This window comes from Mycobacterium mantenii, assembly GCF_001667865.1.
Lineage (GTDB): Bacteria > Actinomycetota > Actinomycetes > Mycobacteriales > Mycobacteriaceae > Mycobacterium > Mycobacterium mantenii_A.
Genome location: NZ_LZJP01000109.1, coordinates 1 through 21210, shown reverse-complemented (window position 1 = coordinate 21210; position 21210 = coordinate 1). Strand labels below are relative to the sequence as shown.

Genomic DNA, 21210 nt, shown 5'->3' with positions numbered 1-21210 from the left:
GGCCGGGCGCGACCTGATGCGAAGGCCTCTCGTTCGAAGTTCACGATTCAGCGCGCCTGTCCGGCTTCGATGTGCCAGTCCGATGATACGTGTCGTTCGTGGATCGATAGCGACGCCATCCGTGGATAGAGGATCGCTGGACCGAGCCATCGCGCAACGAAGCGGCGTAGTGCGATTTCGTCGCGCGGCCGCTCGCCGGGATCGGTCAGGAGGGACTGCACGGTGCGCAAGGTCATTTCGGCAAGCTCACGGAGCGCGGTGGTGTCGAAGCCGTGGAGCTTCCAATCCACATCGAGGCGGTGGAAAACCGACAAACAGAATGCAATCGCGGTGTCGGCGGTCAGCGAGATGACGGCTTCGCCCTCCTGTCGCCGCGTCAGCAGGCTTTCTAGTTGTGGATCGCCGACGAGATTCTCGATTCCGAACGACACGCATTCCACGACAGCAATGACCGGGTCGTTCTGTCCGCTGACGCGTTGTACAGCCCTGTCGATGAAACCGTCGACCGCACGCATCGCGCTGGCGATGAGCAGCGCGTCAGCATTGGGGAAGTATCGGTACACCGTCTGGCGAGTGACCCCGAGGTTCCGGGCGACATCGGCTAGGCGTATCGCTGGTCCGCGTTCGGCGACCACTTCGTCTACCGCATTCAGAATGCGGGCTATTGCCTCCTCATCCGAGGCGGGCGTCGATCCCGCCCAGCCGCGGCTACGCATCCGCTGCCACAAGCCTTTCGGCCTCGAACTCGATCTCGAGTGTTGTTGGGCCGGTCATTCCCAGCAGGGATTTCCACGGCGCCGGACCGACGCGATGGGGCGCTGACAGACGCCGGGTGAGGATTGTGAGTGCTTCCGCCAACTCCCGGCGTGCGAGGTTGGCCCCTAGGCAGTAGTGCGCACCACCACCGAAAGTCAGAATCGCGGGCAAGTCCTTGCGCGCGACGTCGAATCGATCTGCATCGTGGTAAATCGCTGGATCACGGTTAGCCGCAAAGGTATTCACGACTACGAAAGTCCCTGCCGGGAACATGTAACCGCCGAACTCGGCATCCTCGGTGGCGGCGCGCGGCGCGATACACACCGCCGGTGAGTGGCGCATGCTCTCCTCGACCGCCTGCATCGCAAGCTCGGGTTGATTGCCCAGCTTCGTCCACTGGTCCGGATGCTCGCACAGCACCTGCACCGACGCGGCCAGTTGGTTTCGCGTCGTGTCCGTTCCGCCATCAAGAAGCCGGCCACCAGACTGCGGAGTTCGTCGACAGTCAGCCGATCGCCATCGCTTTCGGCGCGAATGAGCTCAGAAAGCAGGTCATCGGTCAGATTGTTTCGGCGGACGGCGATCATATCGTCGACGTAGGCGTCCAGCTCGCCCCACGCCCACATTATCGCCGATTCGTCGAAGGTGACCTCGGTCTGAAAATTGAAAGCCTTGAAGATTTCGTCAGTCCATTGTGCGAACAGCCGCCAGTCCTCTCGAGGCGCACCGATTAGCGCGCAAATGATCGGGGTCGGGTAAGGCCGCGCGATATCGGTCACGACGTCGCACCGTCCGGCGTCTACTACCCGATCGATCAGCCCGTTCACCACCTCGTGGATCGTGCCTTGCAGACATGCTGTCGCGCGGGGAGTGAACGCTCTCGAAACCAATTTGCGTAAGCGCGTATGTGGCGCGCCCTCGAGGCCTAGCAGGCTGCTGACCAACTTGTCGTACAACGGACCCGAGGTGACGCCCTGCGCTGCCAGCGTGATGCCTGGAGGCATGCGGAACCTGTTGTCGCGCAGCATATCCCGAGCCATCTCGTAGGACAGAATTTCCGGACCGAGGGGCCCGATGGCAATGGGCGCGCGCGACTGCGCCTGCCGAACATCTTCGAGGATGTCGTTCGGGGTGGCGGTGAGGCTGTAATTGAAAGTCGGGAAGCCAGCTTCGAAGACGCTGGGAGCGGTGCTTTTCACGTTCATCGATGTCGCAACTTCCGTCGGCGGCCAGACAGGCGATGGTACGGACATGTATGCCCAGAGTGTATGACCAGCACTCAAAGATCGTCAAGGTAAGACGGCATACTCCGAGGTAAACGAATACGTCGCCTGCTGCGGTCATACGAATTATTATTTGACGTCTGTTTTGTCAGCACAGCCTCTTGCTGCTCGGCCACGCTCAACTCCCCATCTAGGGAGTGCCAAGGATCAGCCGAAGTAACTGTCAACCATCAGCCGAAACACTGTAAGGCGTCACCCGAAGCCGATATGTCAAGCATCAGCCGAGGTCATACAGCTTTACGGTGGGGCGGGCGGGGCTCGAACCCGCGACCAACGGATTATGAGTCCGCGGCTCTAACCAACTGAGCTACCGCCCCAGACGGGGTTGTTCCGTAGAAACGGTAGCCCAAGACCGAAGGCAGGATGCGCCGGGCGCCGCCGCTGCCCGAACCGGAATGGGTGCGCCGAATGGGCGCCCCGGCTTGGGAGCGCCCTACGGCAGAACGCGCCTGGCTATTTCGCGGGCGCCGGCGCTTGCTGTCCGGCCTGATCCTTGATCTTGGGAATCATGTCCGGCGCGTAGACAAAAATCGCCGATTCGACCTCCCACTCGGCCTGAGCCTGGCTCATCGGCGTGGTGCGGGTGATCATGTTGATCAACTCCTGGCCCTCGCCGTACGGATTGGGGTTGGCCCGCACCTGATCGGCGAACCAGCGCCCCTCGGCGGCCTCGCTGCAGTCGTTGAAATCGGCGTTGTGCACCAACTTGTTCTGCGCCAGCAGTTTGATGTACTGATCATCGGCGGGAGTCATGTTGCACGACGCCGACGCCTGCGGCGCCGAAGCCACAGCACCACCGATCATCGTGGCCCCCAGTGTGACCCCGGCGACCCCCACCGCAAGCACCTGCAAACGCGATCGTCTGACAGTCATCTCTTCCGACCCCCTTATCGCGGAATTTGCTACGTTCCCCTTCGCACGGATCGGGTACCACCGCAAACGAGGGTGGCAAACGACGATTCCTGGAAACAACCCGTGAACAGTAACTAGCTAAAATTACTGTGCGAGAAACTATTCGGGTCGGATCTGATAACTACGCGACGCAATCAGGTACGTAGTGTCGGTGCCGCGACTCAGCGGTGGCGACGAAACGATTACCAAGTTAGCTGCGCACACGAATTTACCCGCATTAACGGGCAATTGAACTTATTGCTGGCGTGAATCTCTTGCGCCGCAGCGGCTCTCGCTACTCGGCAGGCCAGTTTGCGTGTGCGGCTTGATCTTTGATCTTGGGGATCAGGTCGGGCGCGTAAACAAAGATCGCCGACTCGACTTCCCACTCGGCCTGGGCCTGGGTCATCGGCGTGGTGTTGGTGATCATGTTGACCAACTCCTGCCCCTCACCGAACGGGTTGGGGTTGGCCCGGACCTGATCGGCGAACCACCGCCCCTCGGCGGCCTCATGGCAGTCACTGAAATCGGCGTTGTGCACCATCTTGTTCTGCGCCAGCAGTTTGATGTACTGGTCGTCCTGTGGAGTCAGATTGCAGGACGCCGAGGCCAGCGGGGCTGACAGCACGGCGCCGCCGAGCATCGAGGCACCCAGCGCGACGCCGGCCGCCCAGACCGCTGACACTCGCACGCGCGAGCGTGTACGGGTGGTGGTCATTTCCGAACCTCCCTCTGCGCGGGAACGCAATCGCCTCCGACGCAACCGCAAGCTAGAAATCCTGCAAACAACTGACCGGGAAGGCCATCAGAACCGTGGCCCAATGACGCACGATCCCTGGCCGCCCGGCTTGGGCCACGCTGCCATCTCGTCACCGTCACAAATCAGTGTCGGTGAACGGGCTAAAAGTAGCGAATGACCCCCGCACACAGCGGAAACGCACGCTTGCGTGTGGGTGTCCGAATGGTTAACATTTCGTGCCCTCGGCCCCGGGGCCAGGCGGTTGGGCCCTTAACCAGCCGCGCCACAACCGCTGCCGACAACCACGGCCGACCATCGATGCGCCGGCAGCTAAGTAGCTGCGGCCCGGCAGCCACCGGTTCGCATCCGCAGGCGTCAGCTAAACACCGTCTGACCGTCCGCATCGAGCAGGTACCGCTCGGTGCCGTTCTCCACGCGCGGGGCATCGGCGCCCAATGACACAGCGACCTTGTTGCTGGCATTGCGCATGATGTCAAAGGTGAGCTCGACGGCCTCCGCCTCGGAGAACCGGGAGCGCACCTCGGCGACATCGTCGGCGACGAGGTGCGCAGGGGTCCAAATTAACGCATCGGCATAGCGAAGCGCTGCTTTAGCGCGCTCGTCGAGCAAACCCGACGTTTCGAAGCGCTCGATCTCCTCGTACAGCGTTTCCGAACCGCCGGCATCGAGCGCCCCGCCCTCGCGCAGCGAGTTGCATAACCGGCAATTGTGCTGAGCCGCGCCACGCAACCGCACCAGTTCGGAGGTGACCGGGTCCAGCGCACGCATTCGCGCCACCGCGATTAAAAACTGATTGAACACCAGATACGCCGGGTCGGTCGTGTGATCCCAGGTAATGGGTTCGGTTACCCAACCGAGGTATTCCGAGCCGACCCCGAGCGCTTCCAGCCCGGCCCGCACCCGGGGGACGAAGTCGGCGATGTACATCTGCACGACGACACCAAAGGTGCGGTCCCCTAAGTGCTTCCACAACCGCGACCGGTGCTCGGCGGTGATCGAGGAGACGTCGGCGCTGAATTGTTCGGCGAATTCGGCGACGGCGGCCTCGGCTTCCGATTCCGGTTCGCCGACCTCGACGCTTGCCGGCAACGGCGGCAGCGACGTCGTCTGCGCACATACCCGGCGAACCAGCGCCCCAAGGCGCCCGTCTCCCGGACTTAGTGACACCAACCGCGTGAGCTGGTCTTCTCGAACAGAAACCGGAGCCGCCATCCGTCACACGCTAGAGCGCGCGTTGCCCGGCGGCAATGAGTTACTGGGCCTGGCTCACCGACGACATGTGGAAGTCCGGTATCCGCAGCGACGGCATCGCCGCACGGGTGGCCCAATCCCCCCATTCGCGCGGCAGGGTCTTTTCGCTGACGCCAGCTTGGGTGGCCCGCCGCAGCAGGTCCAAGGGGCTTTCGTTGAACCGGAAGTTGTTGACCGCCGCGGTCACTTGGCCGTCCTCGATGAGGTACACGCCGTCGCGGGTCAGCCCGGTGAACAACAGCGTGGTCGGGTCGACGACGCGGATGTACCACAGCGTGGTCAGCAGCAGCCCGCGCTCGGTGGCCGCGATCATGTCGCCCTGAGTGGCGCTGCCGCCGGTCATCACCAGGTTGTCGGCGGCCACCGCGACGTCGGCATCGTATTTGGCCGCTGTGGCCCGCGGATAGGCCAGAGCGTTGATCACCCCGTCGCGGATCCAGTCCACCTGATGGATCTCCGCTCCGTTATCGAACACCGATAACGTCTCCGAGGAACTGCTGACCGCGACGAACGGCGTACAGGCGAGCCCGGGCGCCATCGGATCGGAGAAGAGCGTCAGCGGCAAGTCGGTGAGCCGCTCCCCCACCCGGGTTCCGCCGCCGGGCGCCGAGAACGCCGTCCGCCCCTCCTGGGCGCCGCGGCCGGCCATCGACCACGCCATGTAGATCATCATGTCGGCCACCGTCGACGGCGGCATGATCGTCTCGTAACGCCCCGCCGGCAGCTCGACCCGGCGCTGCGCCCAGCCCAACCGCGTCGACAGCTGCTCGAGCAGCGAATCGGTTGGCACATCAACGAAGTCGGGTGTCCCGACCCCCGCCCAGGCGCTGGCATCGCCGCGTTTGGCGTTGATCTCCACCGCACCGGCGGGTTGGGTGAAGCGCCGGCGCAAGCCGGTCGACGACGCCAGGAACGTCGTCGAAACACTGTGGTGGGCAAAACCGTAAAGCCGGTCCTGCCCGCGGAAGCCGCGGCTCAGCGATTCGGCGACGTCCGCGAAGACCAGGGGCCCGGTGCCGGGCACCGGCGCGTCCCAGTCGACCGGCACCCCGGTATCGGCGAGCAGCGGCGCGGCATCGCCGGCCTCCGGCGCCACGCCGGCCGCCTCCTGCGACGCGGCAACCAGCCCGGGGAGAACCCGCGGATCGGCCTCGGCCGACACCACCGTGCCGATGCGGGCGCCGGATCCGCGACGCACCACCGAAATCACCGTGACGCTGCGGCTCACCGAAACCCCGTTGGTGGTCATCGAATTGCCCGCCCAACGCAACGTGGCCTCGACCTTGTCGGTGACCAGCACCATGGTCTCGTCGGCGCGGCCGAGCTTGGCCGCCTCGTCGAGCACGATATTGACGACGTGCTGCGCGGTGATCATCGGCCGCCCTCGGTGCGGGTGTTCAGCACGTTGACCCCGCGGAACAGCGCCGACGGGCATCCGTGGCTGACCGCCGCGATCTGACCGGGCTGGGCCTTGCCGCAGTTGAGCGCCCCGCCCAGGCGCCAGGTCGACGGGCCGCCCACGGCTTCCATCGAATTCCAGAACTCGGTCGTGGTGGCCTGGTACGCGACGTCACGCAGCTGACCGTCCAGGCGCCCGTCGCGGATCCGGAAGAATCGCTGCCCGGTGAACTGGAAGTTGTAGCGCTGCATGTCGATTGACCACGACTTGTCGCCGACGATGTAGATGCCGTCCTCGACCCGACCGATCAGGTCGTCGGTGCTGATGTCGTCCGGTGCGGGCTGCAAAGACACGTTGGCCATGCGCTGGATCGGCACGTGATGCGGCGAGTCGGCATACGAGCATCCGTTGGAGCGCGGCTGCCCCAGTCGCTGGGCGAACACCCGGTCGAGCTGGTAGCCGGTGAAAATTCCGTCGCGCACCAGATCCCAGCTTTGCGCGGCCACCCCTTCGTCGTCGTAACCGATGGTGGCCAAGCCGAATTCGACGGTGCGGTCGGCGGTCACGTTCATCACCGGCGACCCGTACCGCATGGTGCCCAGCTTGTCCGGCGTGGCGAACGATGTCCCGGCGTAGGCGGCCTCGTAGCCGATCGCCCGGTCGTATTCGGTTGCGTGCCCGATGGATTCATGGATCGTCAGCCACAGGTTGGTCGGATCGATCACCAGGTCCTTGGGCCCTGGGACAACGGTGGGCGCCTTGACCTTTTCGGCCAGCAACGACGGCAGCTGCGCCAGCTCGTCGGTCCAGTTCCACACCTCGTCGCCGGCCACTACCTCCCAGCCCCGCCCCATCGGCGGCGCCAGTGTCCGCATCGAATCGAAGCTGCCGACCGCGGGATCGACCGTCACCGCCTCCAGCGACGGCAGCACCCGCACCCGCTGCTGCGTGATCGAGGAGCCGAAGGTGTCGGCGTAGAACGTCTGCTCCTTGACGGCGGTCAGCACCGCCGACACGTGGTTGATGCCATCTGCGCTCAGCAGCCGTCCCGAGTAGTCCTCCAGCACGGCGATCTTGTCGGTGGCCGAGATGTCGAACGGGTCGATCCGGTAGTTCGACACCCAGGCCGCGTCCGCGTAGACCGGCTCGGGCGCCAACTCGACGCGCTCGCTGCTCAGCGTCGCCAGCGTGGTGGCGACGTGCACCGCGCGCCGGGCCGTCTCGGCGGCCACCGACGGCACCAGTTCCGCGTGCGAGGCGAATCCCCAGGTGCCGTCGACGATCACCCGGACCGCCAGGCCGACCTCACGATTGATCACCGAAGTCTCCAGTTCGCCGTCGCGCAGCTGGATGATTTCGGTGATGATGCGATGAACCCGCAGGTCGGCGTGCGTCGCCCCGGCCGCTTTGGCCGCCGAGAGCGCGGCGTCGGCCAGGTCGTGGCGCGGCAGGTCCAGGAAGTCGGCATCGATCCCCCGGTTCGGTGTCACGGTTCCACCGTAACGGCCGGTCACCCCAAACCGCGGCGCCGCCCGCTTTAATTACCCCATGGCCGGTGCGGTGCCAAGGAAACAACCTCGATCCCCCGCGCTGGGCTACGCGCTGCTGGCGCCCAGCCTGTTCGGTGTGCTCGCCTTTCTGCTGCTGCCCATCCTGGTGGTGCTCTGGCTGAGCCTGTGCCGATGGGATCTGCTCGGCCCGCTGCACTTTGTGGGACTGTCCAACTGGCGGTCGGTGCTGACCGACGCCGGGTTTGGCAACTCCCTGATCGTCACGACCATCTTCGTGGCGATCGTGGTGCCCGCACAGACCGCCCTGGGACTGCTGGCCGCGACGATGCTGGCCCGCCAGCTTCCCGGCACCGGCCTGTTTCGCACCCTGTATGTGCTGCCGTGGATTTGCGCCCCGCTGGCCATCGCGGTGCTGTGGCGCTGGATCCTGGCTCCCACCGATGGCGCCGTGAGCACCGTGCTGGGACACAGCATCGAGTGGTTGTCGGATCCCAGCTTTGCGCTGCCGCTCGTTTCGGCCGTGGTGGTGTGGACCAACGTCGGCTATGTCTCGTTGTCGTTCCTGGCGGGCCTGCTGGCGATACCCAACGACATCCACGCCGCCGCACGCACCGACGGCGCCACCGCGTGGCAGCGGTTCTGGCGAATCACCATGCCCATGCTGCGGCCGACGACCTTCTTTGTGCTGGTGACCGGGATCGTCAGCACCGCACAGGTTTTCGACATGGTGTACGCGCTCACCGGCGGCGGACCCGCCGGCAGCACCGATCTGGTGGCCCATCGCATCTACGCCGAGGCGTTCGGTTCGGCCGCCATCGGCCGGGCGTCGGTGATGGCGGTGGTGCTGTTCGTCATCCTGATCGGCGTGACCCTGGTTCAACATCTGTATTTCCGGCGACGGATCAGCTATGACCTCACCTAGTCGCCCCGCCAATGCTGTGATCTACGTCGGGCTCTCGCTGGGCGCGTTGATCACCTTGGCGCCGTTTGCCCTTGGGTTGATGACGTCGTTCACCTCGGCGCACCAATTCGTCACCGGTAGCCCGTTGCAGCTGCCGCGGCCACCCACGCTGTCGAACTTCGCCAACCTGGGCGGAGCCGGGTTCGGCCGCGCGGCGGCGGTGACCGCCCTGATGACGGCGGTGATTCTGGTGGGCCAGTTGACCTTTTCCGTGCTGGCCGCATACGCCTTCGCCCGCTTGGAGTTTCGCGGACGTGATGCGCTGTTCTGGGTCTACATCGCAACGCTGATGGTGCCGGGCACGGTCACCGTGGTGCCGATGTATCTGATGATGGCCCAGCTCGGTCTGCGCAACACGTTCTGGGCGTTGGTGCTGCCGTTCATGTTCGGCTCGCCGTACGCGATCTTCTTGCTGCGCGAGCACTTTCGGATCATCCCGAACGACTTGATCAACGCCGCCCGCCTGGACGGGGCGAACACCCTGGACGTGATCGTGCACGTGGTGATCCCGTCCAGTCGCCCGGTGTTGGCCGCGCTGGCGTTGATCACGGTGGTCTCGCAGTGGAATAACTTCATGTGGCCGTTGGTGATCACCAGCGGGCACAAGTGGCGGGTGCTCACCGTGGCGACCGCCGATCTGCAGTCGCGGTTCAATTCGCAGTGGACGTTGGTGATGGCGGCGACCACGGTTGCGATCGCGCCGCTGATCGCGCTGTTCGTGGTGTTCCAGCGCCACATCGTCGCGTCGATCGTCGTCTCGGGACTCAAGTGACCCGGCCCCGCTTCTCCACGCTGGTCGCGGGATCGATTGCGTTGGTGGCGGTGCTGTTGGCCGCGACGGCGGCGCTGCTGAATTACTCCGGCCAGCCCCACGGCGGCAAGACCGTCGTCACGGTGCGCATCTGGGGCGATCCGATCGGCGCTGCCTATCGGGAATCGTTCCAGGCCTTCACCCGCGACCACCCCGACATCGAGGTGCACCTGAACCTGGTGTCGTACTCCACCTACTTCAACACCCTGCGCACCGACGTGGCCGGCGGCAGCGCCGACGACATCTTCTGGCTGTCCAACGCCTACCTTGCGGCGTATGCCGACAGCGGCCGGCTGATGAACATCGGCGAAGTGCTCGGACCCGGGGCCGCCTCGGACTGGGAGCGGCCGGTCGCCGAGCAGTTCACCCGTAACGGCACGCTGTGGGGCGTGCCGCAGTTGACCGATGCGGGAATCGCGCTGTACTACAACGCGGACCTGCTCGCCGCGGCGGGCGTCGATCCCGCCCAGCTGAACACCCTGAGGTGGAGCCCCGACGGCGGCGACACGTTGCGCCCCCTGCTGGGCCGCCTCACCGTCGACGCCGACGGAAACCGCGGAGACACCCCGGCTTTCGACGCCGGACGTGTGCGGCAGTGGGCATACAACGCGGCCAATGACCCCCAGGGCATCTACCTGAACTACATCGGTTCGGCCGGTGGCGTGTTCCAAAGGGGCGACACCTTCGCGTTCGACAACCCCGGGGCCGTGACCGCCTTTCAATATCTGGTCGACCTGATCAACCGCGACCACGTCGCGCCGCCCGCCGCCGACACCAACGACAACGGCGACTTTTCCCGCAACCAATTCCTGGCCGGCAGGATGGCGCTCTTTCAATCCGGCACCTACAGCCTGGCGCCGGTGACCCGCGACGCCCGCTTCCACTGGGGTGTGGCGATGATGCCCACCGGGCCGGCGGGCCGGGTCAGCGTCACCAACGGCATTGCCGCCGCAGGCAATGCGGCGACCAAGCATCCCGACGCGGTGCGCCAGGTGCTGGCCTGGATGGGCAGCAGGCAGGGCAACGAATATCTGGGGCGCTACGGTGCCGCCATCCCCGCGGTGTCATCGGCCCAGCCGGTCTACTTCCGATACTGGGCCACCAGAGGGGTGGACGTCACGCCCTTCTTCGCCGTGCTGAACGGTCCGCGCATCGCGGCCCCCGGCGGCGCGGGCTTTGCCGCCGGCAATGACGCCCTACAACCCTACTTCAACGAAATGTTCTTGGGCCGCGGCGATGTCGCGACGACGTTACGGCGGGCCCAGGCCGCGGCCAACGCCGCCGCGGCACGCCAGTGAGACCGCGTCACGGGGCCGTGCCCGATGACCGTTCGACCGCCTCCTCGTTGAGCGCGCTGTGGTGGCGGCCCCAGACGAAATAGAAAATCAGCGCCAGTAACACCCAGCCGCTGAACGCGATCCAGGTGTACCAGTGCAAGCTGGCGAGGATGTACCCGCAGGCCACCACCGAAAGGATCGGCGTGACCGGATAGCCCGGGACCTTGAATCCCCGGGGCAGGTCGGGCTCGCGCACCCGCAAGACGATCACCCCGACGGACACGACGACGAACGCGGTGAGCGTGCCGATCGACACCATGTCGGCCAGCTTTTGCAGCGGCACGAATGCGGCGAGCGCCGAGGCCGCGACGGCGACGATCACCGTGTTGTTCACCGGGACCATCGTGCGGGTGTTCACCGTCGCGAACATCGCCGGCAGCAGCCCGTCACGGCCCATCGAGAACAGGATCCGCGTCATACCGTACATGGTGACCAGCGTGACGCTGAAGATCGAGATGACCGCTCCGGCAGCCAGAATCGTGCTGGCCCAACTGCCGTGCGTCACGTTGTCGAGAATCGTGGCCAGCCCGGCTTCCTGCTGGCCGGCGAAGTTCTGCCAGGGTTGGGTGCCCAGCGCGGCCAGCGCCACGAAGACGTACACGCTGGTGACGATCAGCAGCGCGCCGATCAGCGCGCGCGGCATGGTTTTCTGCGGGTTCTTCACCTCATCGCCCGCGGTGGACACGGCGTCCAGCCCGATATAGGAGAAGAAGATGGTGCCGGCGGCCGTACCGATGCCCGCGGCACCGAACGGTGCGAAGTCGTGGAGCTGGTGCGCGTCGAAGGAGGTGAAGGCGAGGATCACGAAGACGACGAGCACGCCCAGTTTGATCAGCACCATGATCGCGTTGACCTTGGCCGATTCGCTGGCACCGCGGATGAGCAGCGACGCGCACATCCCGATCAGCACGACCGCCGGCACATTCACGAAGCCGGGTTGCGCGTCCCACGGTGCAGCCGACAAGGCATGCGGGAGTTGGAATCCCACGACATTGCTCAGCAGCTTGTTCAGGTATCCACTCCAGTTGACCGCGACCGCGGCGGTGGCCACCCCGTATTCCAGCAGCAGGCAGGCCGCCACGCCCATCGCCACGATCTCGCCGAGCGTGGTGTACGCATACGAGTACGAGGATCCCGAAACCGGTACCGCCGAGGCCAATTCGGCGTAGCAGAGCGTGGCGAGACCGGCAGCGATGCCGGCGAGAACAAAGGAGACGATCACGCCCGGGCCGGCTTCCGGTACAGCCTGAGACATGACGAAGAAGATGCCGGTACCGATCGTCGAGCCGACCCCGAACATGGTCAGCTGGAAAGTTCCGATACCGCGCTTGAGATGGTCAGCGGCCCCGTGCGCGGCGTGTGCGCCCACCGCCGGGCGCCGCCGCAGCAGCTGCTCTTTCAGGCTGATCGACGTGGCTGGCAATTGCCCCTCCTGTTGCCGGATCAGCTGATTATGAGGCAGCCTCCCGCAACACCGCAGCAAGCTGGCCGACCGCCCAGTCGATCTCCTGGGCGCTGACCACCAGAGGCGGAGCGAAGCGCAGCGTCGAACCGTGGGTGTCTTTCACCAATACACCGCGGTCGAGCAGCCGCAGGCTCATCTCCTTGCCGGTGCCCAGCGCTGGATCGACGTCGACGCCGGCCCACAAACCAAGGCCCCGCACCTCCTGGACGCCGTGCCCGATCAGCCCTCGCAGCCGCCGGTGCAGGTGCGCCCCCAGCGCGGTTGCCCGGGCCTGGAATTCGCCGCGGGCCAGCATGGACACCACGGTGGTGCCGATCGCGGCGGCCAGCGGGTTGCCACCGAAGGTGGAGCCATGTTCGCCGGGGTGCAGCACACCCAGGACGTCACGGTCGGCCACCACCGCCGACAGCGGCACCACCCCGCCGCCCAGCGCCTTGCCCAGCAGATAGACATCGGGGACCACCCGCCACCGGTCGCAGGCGAAGGTGTAGCCGGTGCGGGCCAGGCCCGACTGGATCTCGTCGGCGATCATCAGAACGTTGTGTTCACTGCACAGCGCACGGACGGACGGCAGATAGTCGTCGGGCGGGACGATGATTCCGGCTTCACCCTGGATCGGCTCCAACAGCACCGCGACGGTGTTGTCGTCGATCGCCTGCGCCAGCGCGGCGGCATCCCCGAACGGCACCGAACGGAATCCCGGCGTGAAGGGTCCAAATCCATTCCGCGCCGCGGGGTCCGAGGAGAAGCTGACGATGCTGATCGTGCGGCCGTGAAAGTTGTTGTCGGCCACGATGATATTGGCCTGCTCCGCGGGAACGCCCTTGACCTCGACGCCCCACTTGCGGGCGACTTTGAGACCGCTTTCTACGGCCTCGGCGCCCGAGTTCATCGGCAACACCATGTCCTTGTCGCACAGATAGGCGAGGGCGGCGCAGAACGGCCCGAGCTTGTCGGAATGAAATGCGCGGCTGACCAACGTCACCGTGTCGAGTTGCGCATGCGCGGTGGCGGTGATCTCGCGGTTGCGGTGACCGAAATTCACTGCGGAATAGGCGGACAGACAATCCAGGTAACGCCGACCGTCGATATCGGTGATCCACGCGCCGTCGGCGCTTGCGGCGACCACCGGAAGCGGCGAATAGTTATGCGCCGCTCGCCTTTCCACCAGCCTGATGGCGGTCTCGATTCGGTTGGCGGTGACCTTCTGCGATGTCTGCGCATCGAGAATCGTCATGGAAATACCTCCAATGTGCAGCACTTGACGGAACCGCCGCCCTTGAGCAGCTCGGACAAATCGACGCCGATCGGCTCGAAGCCGGCTTGACGCAGTTGCGCAGCGAAACCTGCTGCTGCAGAGGGAAGTACCACGTGCAGACCATCCGAGACAACATTGAGGCCCAGCACGTAGGCATCGGCCGTGTCGGCGATGATGGCATCCGGGAACATTGCGGCCAGCTGGCCTTGGCTCGCGACGCTGAAGGCCGGTGGGTAGAAGGCGACGGTGTGGTCGTCGAGAACGGCCAAGGCGGTGTCGAGATGATAGAAGCGGGGGTCCACCAGCTCCAGCGAGATCACCGGCGCCCGCAGCGCCGCGGAGATTTCCGGATGTGCGCGCCGGTCGGTGCGAAATCCCCAGCCGGCCAACACAATGTCGCCGACCTTCAGCAGGTCGCCTTGCCCCTCGTTGACGTGACGGGTGCGCACCGGCCGATAGCCGAGCGACGACATCCACCGGGCGTAGGCCCGCGATTCGCCGGCCCGCTCGGCGAACCGGAACCTGGCGACGATCGCCACATCTTGCGCGATGAACCCGCCGTTGGCGGCATAGACCATGTCCGGCAGGCCGGCCGCGGGCTCGATCACATCCACGTGATGCCCCAACCGCAGATAGGTCGCACGCAAGTTCTCCCACTGTGCTTGTGCGAGGCCAACATCGACGGGCGTGGTGGTGTCCATCCAGGGGTTGATCGCGTACTCGACCGCGAAGAAGGCCGGCGGCGTCATGGCGTAGTGACGGACGCTCGGCGTGCGGCTGAGCGTGGCGGGCCCACCCGACCGCACCGTGGTCAGGGGCGCTACCACACGTTGCTGCGTCATGAATCAACGATATTTTGGCATCTACGGTTAATCAAACTACGTATATTGCGTGTCTATGCACGATTCATTGCGCTACAGTCTGAATATCGGTGATTTGTTGTCTAAGGCCGGGAAGGAGCGCGATGGATCGCCTGGATGAGACCGACGAACGCATCCTGGCCGAGCTGACCGAACATGCGCGGGCCACCTTCGCCGAGATCGGCGAGAAGGTGAATCTGTCTGCGCCGGCCGTGAAGCGGCGCGTCGACCGGATGCTGGACAGCGGCGTCATCAAGAGCTTCACCACGGTCATCGACCGCAACGCGCTGGGCTGGAACACCGAGGCTTACGTGCAGGTGTTCTGCCACGGCCGGATCGCGCCCGACGCGCTGCGGGCGGCCTGGGTGGACATTCCCGAGGTGTTCAGCGCTGCGACGGTGACCGGCACCCCGGACGCGATCCTGCATGTGCTGGCCCGCGACATGCGGCACTTGGAGACGGCTTTGGAGCGAATCCGATCCAGTGCCGACATCGAACGCAGTGAAAGCATCGTCGTGCTGTCCAACCTTATCGACCGGGGGTAGCCCCACCGGTCAGGGTCGACGACCCAGCCGGGACGGCCGTGGGCGCGTCGATCGGCGAGATACATACGGCCACGGACTGTTTCGCTCGGGAACGGAACCGGCCCGGGTCTGTTTGAGTTGGGTGCGCAGATGTTGGCGCAGGTCGTGCAGTTGCGGATCGGTCCAGCGGTTGACTGCCTCGATCGGGTCGGCGGTCAGGTCGTACAGCTCCCATTGGTCGTCGATCGGCGACGTCCGGTAGGCCTCGCCCCCGAACCCGTTGGCCGCCAGGTGACGCACTCCGGGTTCGGTCCAGGTGCCCGGGTCGTCGAAGGTGCGCACCAACTTCCACAGGTGCCCGCCGCCACCGGCGGCCGTGGCGTCGCCGACGTGGACGACGAGTCCCTCGAAATTCGACGCGGTGTGAGCCGGCACCCGGATACGCAGGGGCGCGGGCGGATTCACGGTCCGCCTCAGTCGGCGCGCCAGGCCGGACGCCCCGCTGTCTCCCTCGAGCATGTTGTCGCGGGTCATCAGGTAAACGGCCCGGGTCTCGTCGGCGGCGGCGCCGTCGACGATCGGCATGAGGTTGCGGCCCGGGAGCTCGTGCACTTCGGAGAACGACTCTGTCAGCGTGGCCGCGACCGCCGCCACCTCGATGCCGGCGGCGGCCAGCAACGTCGGGACCAAATCCACATGCGAGGTCGGCGCCTCGACCACCCGGCGCTGGGTGCGGCGCTCGCCGATGCGCGCGATGACGAACGGAACGCGGGTGGCTTCGTCATAGAGGTTGAACCACTTCTGGTGCAGCCCACCGTGAGCCCCGAGAAGGTCGCCGTGATCGGCCGTGCGCACCAGCACCGCGTCGCGCGAACCGTTCTCGGTGACCGCCCGCCGCACCCGGTCGATCGGTCCGTCGACCTCGGCATGCAATCGGTAGTACAGGTCGCGGTAGCGCTGCGCATTGCGCCGGTAGGTCCAGCCGATCGCGGGCGCCGGGCCGTACCCGGAGTAGTACGCCTCGCGGAAGGCGATCTGAGCGGCCGGCTTGGTGGACAGGTCTTCATCCGCGGTCGGTGCCGGAGGTACCGGCGGTGGATCCAGCGGTGACGGCTTGACCGGGCCCCGCGGCGACCACGCCGGAAACAGCACGATGTCATGGGGATTCACGAAGCTGGCCACCAAAAGGAAGGGCCGCAGCGCGGCGGGATCGCCCGCGCGGCGGCGGGCGTAACGATCGGTGAGCCAGGCGACGACGCGATCGGCGATCAGCGGATCGCGGCGAATGCCCGCGTCGGCCAGCGCCGCCCCGTGCGGCTCCGGGCCGATCCAGCCGGAAAAGCCGAACGGCGCAAGCGGATCGGCTTGCAGGTAACGGCGCACCGCGGCGGCGTCGACGGTTCCGTCATCGTCGTTGGTGGCCAGTGCGCGACCGGTCGCCGGGTCGGTGAGGTCGGCATGCGAAATGTGCCATTTGCCGTCGTAGTGGGTGTCGTATCCGGCCGCGCGAAACCAGTTGCCCAGCGTGGGCACTTCGCCCTGGCGCAGCCATCGCATGCGCGAATCGTCGGCGGTCTTTCCGATACCGTCGGTCTGGGTCACCCCGTGCAGATCGGGGTAGTGCCCGGTGAAAATCGTTGGGCGACTGGGCACGCAGGCCAGCGAGCCAGTGTAGTGGCGACCAAAGCTGACGCCGTGCTCGTCGAACCACTTGCGTCCGGACAGTGTCCGATCGCGCCACGCCAGCACGTCGGGCGCCTCGTATGGCGGCACCGCGCGTTCTTCGTCCGTCATCACGATGACGACATCGGGGCGATCAGGCACGGCCGTTCTCCAATCGGTTCGCCAGCCCGGCGAGCATCGTGTCGGACTGTCGGGCAAGGAAGCGGCACAGGACTCGCTCGGCCAGTTTGCGGGTTGGGCCAGAACCGATTTCGACCGTGCTGGTCAGCGTCACCCGGGTCTCGGGGACCGGCGTGCCGCCCGCCGGGGCCAGCGTCCAGCGATTGGCAACCCTGCGCAGCCGGCCCGGCAGGCCGTCGATGTCGTAGGCGAGGGCGCGGGTCGGCTCGAATTCGGTGATGCGCTCGACCAGGGCGTCCCGCTTGACCTGGACTCGGCGGGCAGTGCCGACGGGCTGTCCGTTGCGACCGGAGTGCAGGACACACGAGTGGTCGACGTTGGCGGCCCACGAGCTGAGTGAGCCGAAGTCCGCCAACACATTCCAGATGTCCTCGAGCGGAGCCGCGATGGTGCGCGCGCGCTGGATGTCGGTCATCTACTCACGCTGCGCGAAGGCCGGACACCAATGTGCCTAAACGATTTGCCATATCGAGTCGATCAGCACGCCGATGGCGCCGGCTGCGAAGGTTATGCCGAGCGCTACCCAGTCCGCGAGTTGCGGTCGCGCCGGCGCGGCCGCGAGCTGGCCGATGCCGCCCCGGGCGGTGATCGCGTCGCCCATCTCGTCGGCCCGTCGCAACGTCACCACGATTGCCGCCGTGAGGAGGTCGATCATGTCCCGGGCCTGTTGCCGACGGCGGGCTCTGCGATTTCGCGGTTCCTGGTTGGGGCGCAGTCGCCGGGCCGCGTAGAGCACCTGGAATTCCTCGATCAACATCGGGAAGGCACGCAACGCAAGTGCCAGGGCGACGGCCCATTCGTCGCTCGGGATCCGCAACCACCGCAACGGCCGGCCCAAAGCCGCCAGCGCCGGGCCCATCTCGGCGACGTTGGTGGTCCACGACAACATCGCGCCCAGCCCGATCAACACGATCGACAGCGTGGTCACCCGGACGAAATGCAGGGTTCCGCCCAGCCCGATGTGGACCCCGGCTATCTCGATCACCGGACTACCGGCCCCCAGCGCGGCGGTGATGGCACCCACCGCCAGGGCGATCCATATCCAGCGCCGCGGCGAGGGCAACGCGCCGCGGGGAATGTGGGCGAGCCGGGCCGCGGTGATCAGCAAGACCAGCATCAGCCCGACGGTCGCCCAGCCCGGATAGAAGGTCAACAATATCGAAACGCCCAGCACCACCAGCAGTTTGGTGCCGGCCCACAACTGGTGGATCTTCGACGTTCCGGGAACCGGCACCAACAGCACCACCGGACGGTGGGTGCGCCGGGTGCGTTGTGGTGCCGGCTTGGTGTCCGCGGGTGCGGTCACGGCATACCCCCCGCCGCGGTCGACGCCGTCGCCAGCTCCCCGTCGCGCAGGAACAGGGCTCGCGGGCAGAGCTCCTCCAGCCCGACGATGTCGTGGGAGATCACCACCACCGTCAGACCTCTTTCCCTGCGCAAGTTTTCCAGCAGCCGCAGCAGGCCGCGCTGGCTGTCGACATCCAACCCCGCCAGCGGCTCGTCCAGGACCAACGCCCGCGGCGAGCGCGCCAGCAGTCCGGCCAGCACGACACGGCGCATCTGGCCGCCGCTGAGCTGGTCGATGCGTCGCTTGCCCATCGCCGGGTCCAGCCCGACCGAGATCAGCGCCTCGGCCACGCGCTCCTCCTCGAGGTGCGAAAAGCCCGCCGCGGACGCGACTTCGGCGTCGACGTGATCGCGCATCAATTGCAGCCGGGCGGACTGGAAGGACAGCGCTATCTCGCCCACATGGTCGTGGGTGGGCTCGCCGTCGATCAGGCAGGTGCCGGTGGTCGGGGTCGTCAGCCCGGCCATGATCCACGCCAGCGTCGATTTACCCGAGCCGTTGCCGCCGTGGATCAACACGCCGTCGCCCTGCTCCACCACGAAGCTGATATTGCGCAGGGCGACCTTGGACCACGGTGTGCCGCTGGCGTATTCGTGGCCGACGTCGATGAGTTCCAGCACCGGTGTGCTCGAGCTGTGATTCACGGCGGCGACCGGCGCCGCCGTGGTCGCGGTCTCGGCCGTGGCGGTGTTGTCCGGCGAATCGCTGAGCCTGATGATGCGATCGGCCGATGCGGCCTCGTTGTCGTAGTGGGTGATGTGCACCAACGCCGTCTGGTGCCGTTGCGCGAGGCCAGATAGCACGCCCAGCAAGGCATCTCGGCCCTGCTGGTCGACCATGGTGGTGACCTCGTCGGCGATGAGCAGCGCGGGATCCCGCGCCAGCGCGGCCGCGAGCGCGAGGCGCTGCAGCTCCCCGCCGGACAAACTTCCGGTGTCGCGTTCGGCGAGTCCTTCGAGGCCGACCTCGTGCAGCAGTTGGTCGACGTCGATCTCGGCGTCCGGGGGCAAACCCCACACGACGTCGTCGGCGACCCTGGTGCCCAGGACCTGGCTTTTGGGGTGCTGCAGGACAATTGCCGTGCCGCCCATCTCGCCGAGTCCGACCGTTCCCGGGCGCTCGACGCTGCCCGCCGTCGGTGACCGGCCGGACAGGATCAGCATCAACGTGGTCTTGCCGGAACCGTTGGCGCCGGTCACCGCGATGTGTTCGCCGGCCTGGATGTCGAGGCTGATCTCGCGCAGCGCGTCTCGCTCGGCTCCGGGGTAGCGGAACCGCACGTTGTCCAACCGCACCGGCACCGGCCCCACCGGGGCGCCTTGAGTTCGCGGATCGTCGGAAGCATCCAGCTTGTGGACGTCAGGGATTCTGCGCATCCGCTCCAACAGGCGAGACAGCGCCGACCAGCTGATGAACGACACGATGACGACCAACAGGACCATGTAGGGGAAAATCAGCAACGGCCAGTGCTGTATCCCGTCGGCGACGTACCGCTTCAGCGCAACGCCGACACCCTGCAGGTGGACCCAATTCAGGAATGCCGCGACCCCGTTGGCGTTGGCGGTGATGACGTCGAAGAACAAGTGCCGCAACCGGGTCAGCACCGCCAGCACCGCGACCCATCCGGCACCCCAGAGGACTCCGGCGACCAACGACAACAGGGCCACCGTCGGCAAGCCCCGGCCCTTGCGCTTGACGATTCCGCACAATCCGCCGACCCAGGCGCAATCGATGAGCATGAACAGACTGCCCAATCCGGCGATCAAAAACGCGATCACTCCGCCGGCTACCGTCGCGGCCATCAGCGCTCGGGGGCGGTAGCGGTAGGCCAGCAATCCCATGGGCACCGTGCCCAGTACGCCCAGCCCCTGAGCGAATGGGATTACGGCGGCGAGGATCTCGATCGCCGCACAGAGGGCCCCCATAACCGCGGCCTGAGCCAACTCGTTCGGCCGCAGCGACCCTTCCCCAGATCGCCGAAAACGCAGCAAGGTCACTTGGGCGATTCTGCCAGCCGGGCGCAGGAGTGTCCGCTGAAGACCGGTTTTGCGCGGCACGCGCCGTCTTTTCACCCTCGCTTAGCAAAGCTATGCAACCATGGATGCATGGACAACGTCGTCGATACCGCAAAGCTCGAGGGAGCGCAGGGACTGGGAGCCGATCTGCTCGCCGTGGTCGCGCGGCTCAACCGGCTGGCCACCCAGCGCATCCAGATGCCGTTGCCTGCGGCGCAGGCAAGGTTGCTGGCCACCATCGAAGCCCATGGCGAAGCCCGCATCGGTGATCTCGCCGCCGTCGATCACTGTTCGCAGCCGACGATGACGACGCAGGTGCGCCGGCTCGAGGAGGCCGGCCTGGTCACCCGGATGGTCGACCCGGGAGATGCTCGCGCGGTCCGAATCCGCATCACGGCCGAGGGCAGGCGCACGCTCAACGCGGTCCGGGCCGACCGCGCCGCCGCGATCGAACCGCAATTGGCGCTGCTCGACTCCGCCGACCGTCAGGTGCTGATGCAAGCGGTCGACGTGTTGCGCGGGCTACTCGACAACGCCTCGCTCGCCACCTCCCTCGCGGGCCGCCGCAATACGCTGTGAACGGCGCGAGCCTGGCAACTGGAGCTGCGGCCAGGGTAGACACGTAAGCGAGCACGACGCCCGGCGCATGAGGCGGGGCGGTCCTGACGGCGAGACCACATCGAGCTGACCGGCGACGAAAGGTAGACGGCCATGCCGACCGAGGCTTCGGCCCTTCCGGCCTCGCTGACCGTATGGGCCGGACCGACGAGGTATGTCTTCACCCCGGGCCGCGACGTGGTGGTGGGCTACGGCCCGGGATGTGACATCCCGCTGGAGCGCCTGGGCAATCCCCCACAACCGCCCCCGGCGCCGCGGGTGGACGTGATCCTGCGGTTCACGGGAACTCAGTGGGTGGC

Annotated in this window: 19 protein-coding genes, 1 tRNA gene and 1 pseudogene; 6 read left to right on the top strand and 15 right to left on the bottom strand. The window is 66.3% G+C overall.

From position 1 onward, the window contains the following. Positions 1-47: 47 nt before the first annotated feature. The 8 genes and pseudogenes from A5688_RS20590 to A5688_RS20555 form a co-directional block, all read right to left on the bottom strand. The gene (locus A5688_RS20590) at positions 48-716 is read right to left on the bottom strand and encodes a TetR/AcrR family transcriptional regulator (protein WP_067909518.1); all 669 of its coding nucleotides are present in this window, start codon (positions 714-716) and stop codon (positions 48-50) included. Further along, positions 709-1961, bottom strand: a pseudogene (locus tag A5688_RS20585) (cytochrome P450). Before A5688_RS20585 ends, A5688_RS20590 begins: the two are co-directional and overlap by 8 nt. 321 nt (positions 1962-2282) lie before the next feature. Beyond that, positions 2283-2356, bottom strand: a tRNA-Ile gene (locus A5688_RS20580). A 136-nt stretch (positions 2357-2492) separates the two neighbouring features. Continuing rightward, the gene (locus A5688_RS20575; RefSeq protein ID WP_120312397.1) at positions 2493-2912 is read right to left on the bottom strand and encodes a hypothetical protein; all 420 of its coding nucleotides are present in this window, start codon (positions 2910-2912) and stop codon (positions 2493-2495) included. A gap of 313 nt (positions 2913-3225) precedes the next feature. After that, positions 3226-3648 carry a hypothetical protein gene (locus tag A5688_RS20570; protein WP_207546716.1) on the bottom strand — a complete coding sequence of 141 codons (423 nt, stop codon included), beginning with the start codon at positions 3646-3648 and terminating at the stop codon, positions 3226-3228. Between the two features lie 396 nt (positions 3649-4044). Beyond that, positions 4045-4902: a carboxymuconolactone decarboxylase family protein gene (locus tag A5688_RS20565; protein WP_067836669.1), complete on the bottom strand. Its 858-nt coding sequence runs from the start codon at positions 4900-4902 to the stop codon at positions 4045-4047. 40 nt (positions 4903-4942) lie between these two features. After that, positions 4943-6316 (bottom strand): TldD/PmbA family protein, encoded by a 1374-nt coding sequence (locus tag A5688_RS20560; RefSeq protein ID WP_067909521.1) that lies wholly within the window; start codon positions 6314-6316, stop codon positions 4943-4945. Beyond that, entirely contained in the window at positions 6313-7830 is a 1518-nt protein-coding gene (locus A5688_RS20555; RefSeq protein WP_067909540.1) for a TldD/PmbA family protein, read from the bottom strand. The genes A5688_RS20560 and A5688_RS20555 overlap by 4 nt, the downstream gene beginning before the upstream one ends. Positions 7831-7888: 58 nt before the next feature. Between A5688_RS20555 and A5688_RS20550 the strand changes: the two genes are divergently transcribed. The 3 genes from A5688_RS20550 to A5688_RS20540 are packed head-to-tail and all read left to right on the top strand — an operon-like array spanning position 7889 to position 10921. Further along, positions 7889-8773 (top strand): carbohydrate ABC transporter permease, encoded by an 885-nt coding sequence (locus A5688_RS20550; protein WP_067836674.1) that lies wholly within the window; start codon positions 7889-7891, stop codon positions 8771-8773. Continuing rightward, positions 8760-9584 carry a carbohydrate ABC transporter permease gene (locus A5688_RS20545; RefSeq protein WP_067836677.1) on the top strand — a complete coding sequence of 275 codons (825 nt, stop codon included), beginning with the start codon at positions 8760-8762 and terminating at the stop codon, positions 9582-9584. Before A5688_RS20550 ends, A5688_RS20545 begins: the two co-directional genes overlap by 14 nt. After that, positions 9581-10921 (top strand): extracellular solute-binding protein, encoded by a 1341-nt coding sequence (locus A5688_RS20540; RefSeq protein WP_067909526.1) that lies wholly within the window; start codon positions 9581-9583, stop codon positions 10919-10921. The genes A5688_RS20545 and A5688_RS20540 overlap by 4 nt, the downstream gene beginning before the upstream one ends. 7 nt (positions 10922-10928) lie before the next feature. Here A5688_RS20540 and A5688_RS20535 read toward each other — a convergent pair whose 3' ends face one another. Genes A5688_RS20535 through ddaH form a run of 3 tightly spaced genes read right to left on the bottom strand, consistent with a single transcriptional unit; the run spans position 10929 to position 14525 of the window. After that, on the bottom strand, positions 10929-12383 hold the full coding sequence (locus tag A5688_RS20535; protein ID WP_067836682.1) for an APC family permease: 1455 nt from the start codon (positions 12381-12383) through the stop codon (positions 10929-10931). Positions 12384-12411: 28 nt separating this feature from the next. Then, positions 12412-13662, bottom strand: a complete 1251-nt coding sequence (gene rocD / locus A5688_RS20530; RefSeq protein ID WP_067909530.1) for an ornithine--oxo-acid transaminase — start codon at positions 13660-13662, stop codon at positions 12412-12414. After that, entirely contained in the window at positions 13659-14525 is an 867-nt protein-coding gene (ddaH, locus tag A5688_RS20525) for a dimethylargininase (RefSeq protein WP_067909533.1), read from the bottom strand. Before ddaH ends, rocD begins: the two co-directional genes overlap by 4 nt. A gap of 122 nt (positions 14526-14647) precedes the next feature. Here ddaH and A5688_RS20520 point away from each other — a divergent pair, with 122 nt between their 5' ends. Continuing rightward, complete coding sequence (locus A5688_RS20520; RefSeq protein ID WP_067836689.1) at positions 14648-15088, top strand: Lrp/AsnC family transcriptional regulator; 441 nt, start codon at positions 14648-14650, stop codon at positions 15086-15088. 9 nt (positions 15089-15097) lie between these two features. Here A5688_RS20520 and A5688_RS20515 read toward each other — a convergent pair whose 3' ends face one another. The 4 genes from A5688_RS20515 to A5688_RS20500 are packed head-to-tail and all read right to left on the bottom strand — an operon-like array spanning position 15098 to position 20275. Beyond that, positions 15098-16891 carry a sulfatase-like hydrolase/transferase gene (locus A5688_RS20515; RefSeq protein ID WP_082955051.1) on the bottom strand — a complete coding sequence of 598 codons (1794 nt, stop codon included), beginning with the start codon at positions 16889-16891 and terminating at the stop codon, positions 15098-15100. After that, on the bottom strand, positions 16884-17345 hold the full coding sequence (locus A5688_RS20510) for an SRPBCC family protein (RefSeq protein ID WP_067836692.1): 462 nt from the start codon (positions 17343-17345) through the stop codon (positions 16884-16886). Before A5688_RS20510 ends, A5688_RS20515 begins: the two co-directional genes overlap by 8 nt. 36 nt (positions 17346-17381) lie before the next feature. Continuing rightward, the gene (locus A5688_RS20505; RefSeq protein WP_067836695.1) at positions 17382-18236 is read right to left on the bottom strand and encodes an energy-coupling factor transporter transmembrane component T family protein; all 855 of its coding nucleotides are present in this window, start codon (positions 18234-18236) and stop codon (positions 17382-17384) included. Further along, a complete protein-coding gene (locus A5688_RS20500) occupies positions 18233-20275 on the bottom strand; it encodes an ATP-binding cassette domain-containing protein (protein ID WP_207546715.1) in 2043 nt (680 codons plus the stop codon). The genes A5688_RS20505 and A5688_RS20500 overlap by 4 nt, the downstream gene beginning before the upstream one ends. 108 nt (positions 20276-20383) lie before the next feature. Between A5688_RS20500 and A5688_RS20495 the strand changes: the two genes are divergently transcribed. Together A5688_RS20495 and A5688_RS20490 are read left to right on the top strand one after the other, a co-directional pair. Then, positions 20384-20872 carry a MarR family winged helix-turn-helix transcriptional regulator gene (locus tag A5688_RS20495; RefSeq protein ID WP_067836701.1) on the top strand — a complete coding sequence of 163 codons (489 nt, stop codon included), beginning with the start codon at positions 20384-20386 and terminating at the stop codon, positions 20870-20872. Between the two features lie 132 nt (positions 20873-21004). Beyond that, positions 21005-21210: hypothetical protein (locus A5688_RS20490; protein WP_131812450.1), on the top strand; the 206-nt coding region annotated here is incomplete at its 3' end.

Bases quoted from the DNA above. Each gene is read 5' to 3' on its own strand.
- A5688_RS20590 (WP_067909518.1), bottom strand. From the start codon at position 716: ATGCGTAGCCGCGGCTGGGCGGGATCGACGCCCGCCTCGGATGAGGAG.
- A5688_RS20575 (WP_120312397.1), bottom strand. From the start codon at position 2,912: ATGACTGTCAGACGATCGCGTTTGCAGGTGCTTGCGGTGGGGGTCGCC.
- A5688_RS20570 (WP_207546716.1), bottom strand. From the start codon at position 3,648: ATGACCACCACCCGTACACGCTCGCGCGTGCGAGTGTCAGCGGTCTGG.
- A5688_RS20565 (WP_067836669.1), bottom strand. From the start codon at position 4,902: ATGGCGGCTCCGGTTTCTGTTCGAGAAGACCAGCTCACGCGGTTGGTG.
- A5688_RS20560 (WP_067909521.1), bottom strand. From the start codon at position 6,316: ATGATCACCGCGCAGCACGTCGTCAATATCGTGCTCGACGAGGCGGCC.
- A5688_RS20550 (WP_067836674.1), top strand. From the start codon at position 7,889: ATGGCCGGTGCGGTGCCAAGGAAACAACCTCGATCCCCCGCGCTGGGC.
- A5688_RS20545 (WP_067836677.1), top strand. From the start codon at position 8,760: ATGACCTCACCTAGTCGCCCCGCCAATGCTGTGATCTACGTCGGGCTC.
- rocD (WP_067909530.1), bottom strand. From the start codon at position 13,662: ATGACGATTCTCGATGCGCAGACATCGCAGAAGGTCACCGCCAACCGA.
- ddaH (WP_067909533.1), bottom strand. From the start codon at position 14,525: ATGACGCAGCAACGTGTGGTAGCGCCCCTGACCACGGTGCGGTCGGGT.
- A5688_RS20520 (WP_067836689.1), top strand. From the start codon at position 14,648: ATGGATCGCCTGGATGAGACCGACGAACGCATCCTGGCCGAGCTGACC.
- A5688_RS20510 (WP_067836692.1), bottom strand. From the start codon at position 17,345: ATGACCGACATCCAGCGCGCGCGCACCATCGCGGCTCCGCTCGAGGAC.
- A5688_RS20495 (WP_067836701.1), top strand. From the start codon at position 20,384: ATGGACAACGTCGTCGATACCGCAAAGCTCGAGGGAGCGCAGGGACTG.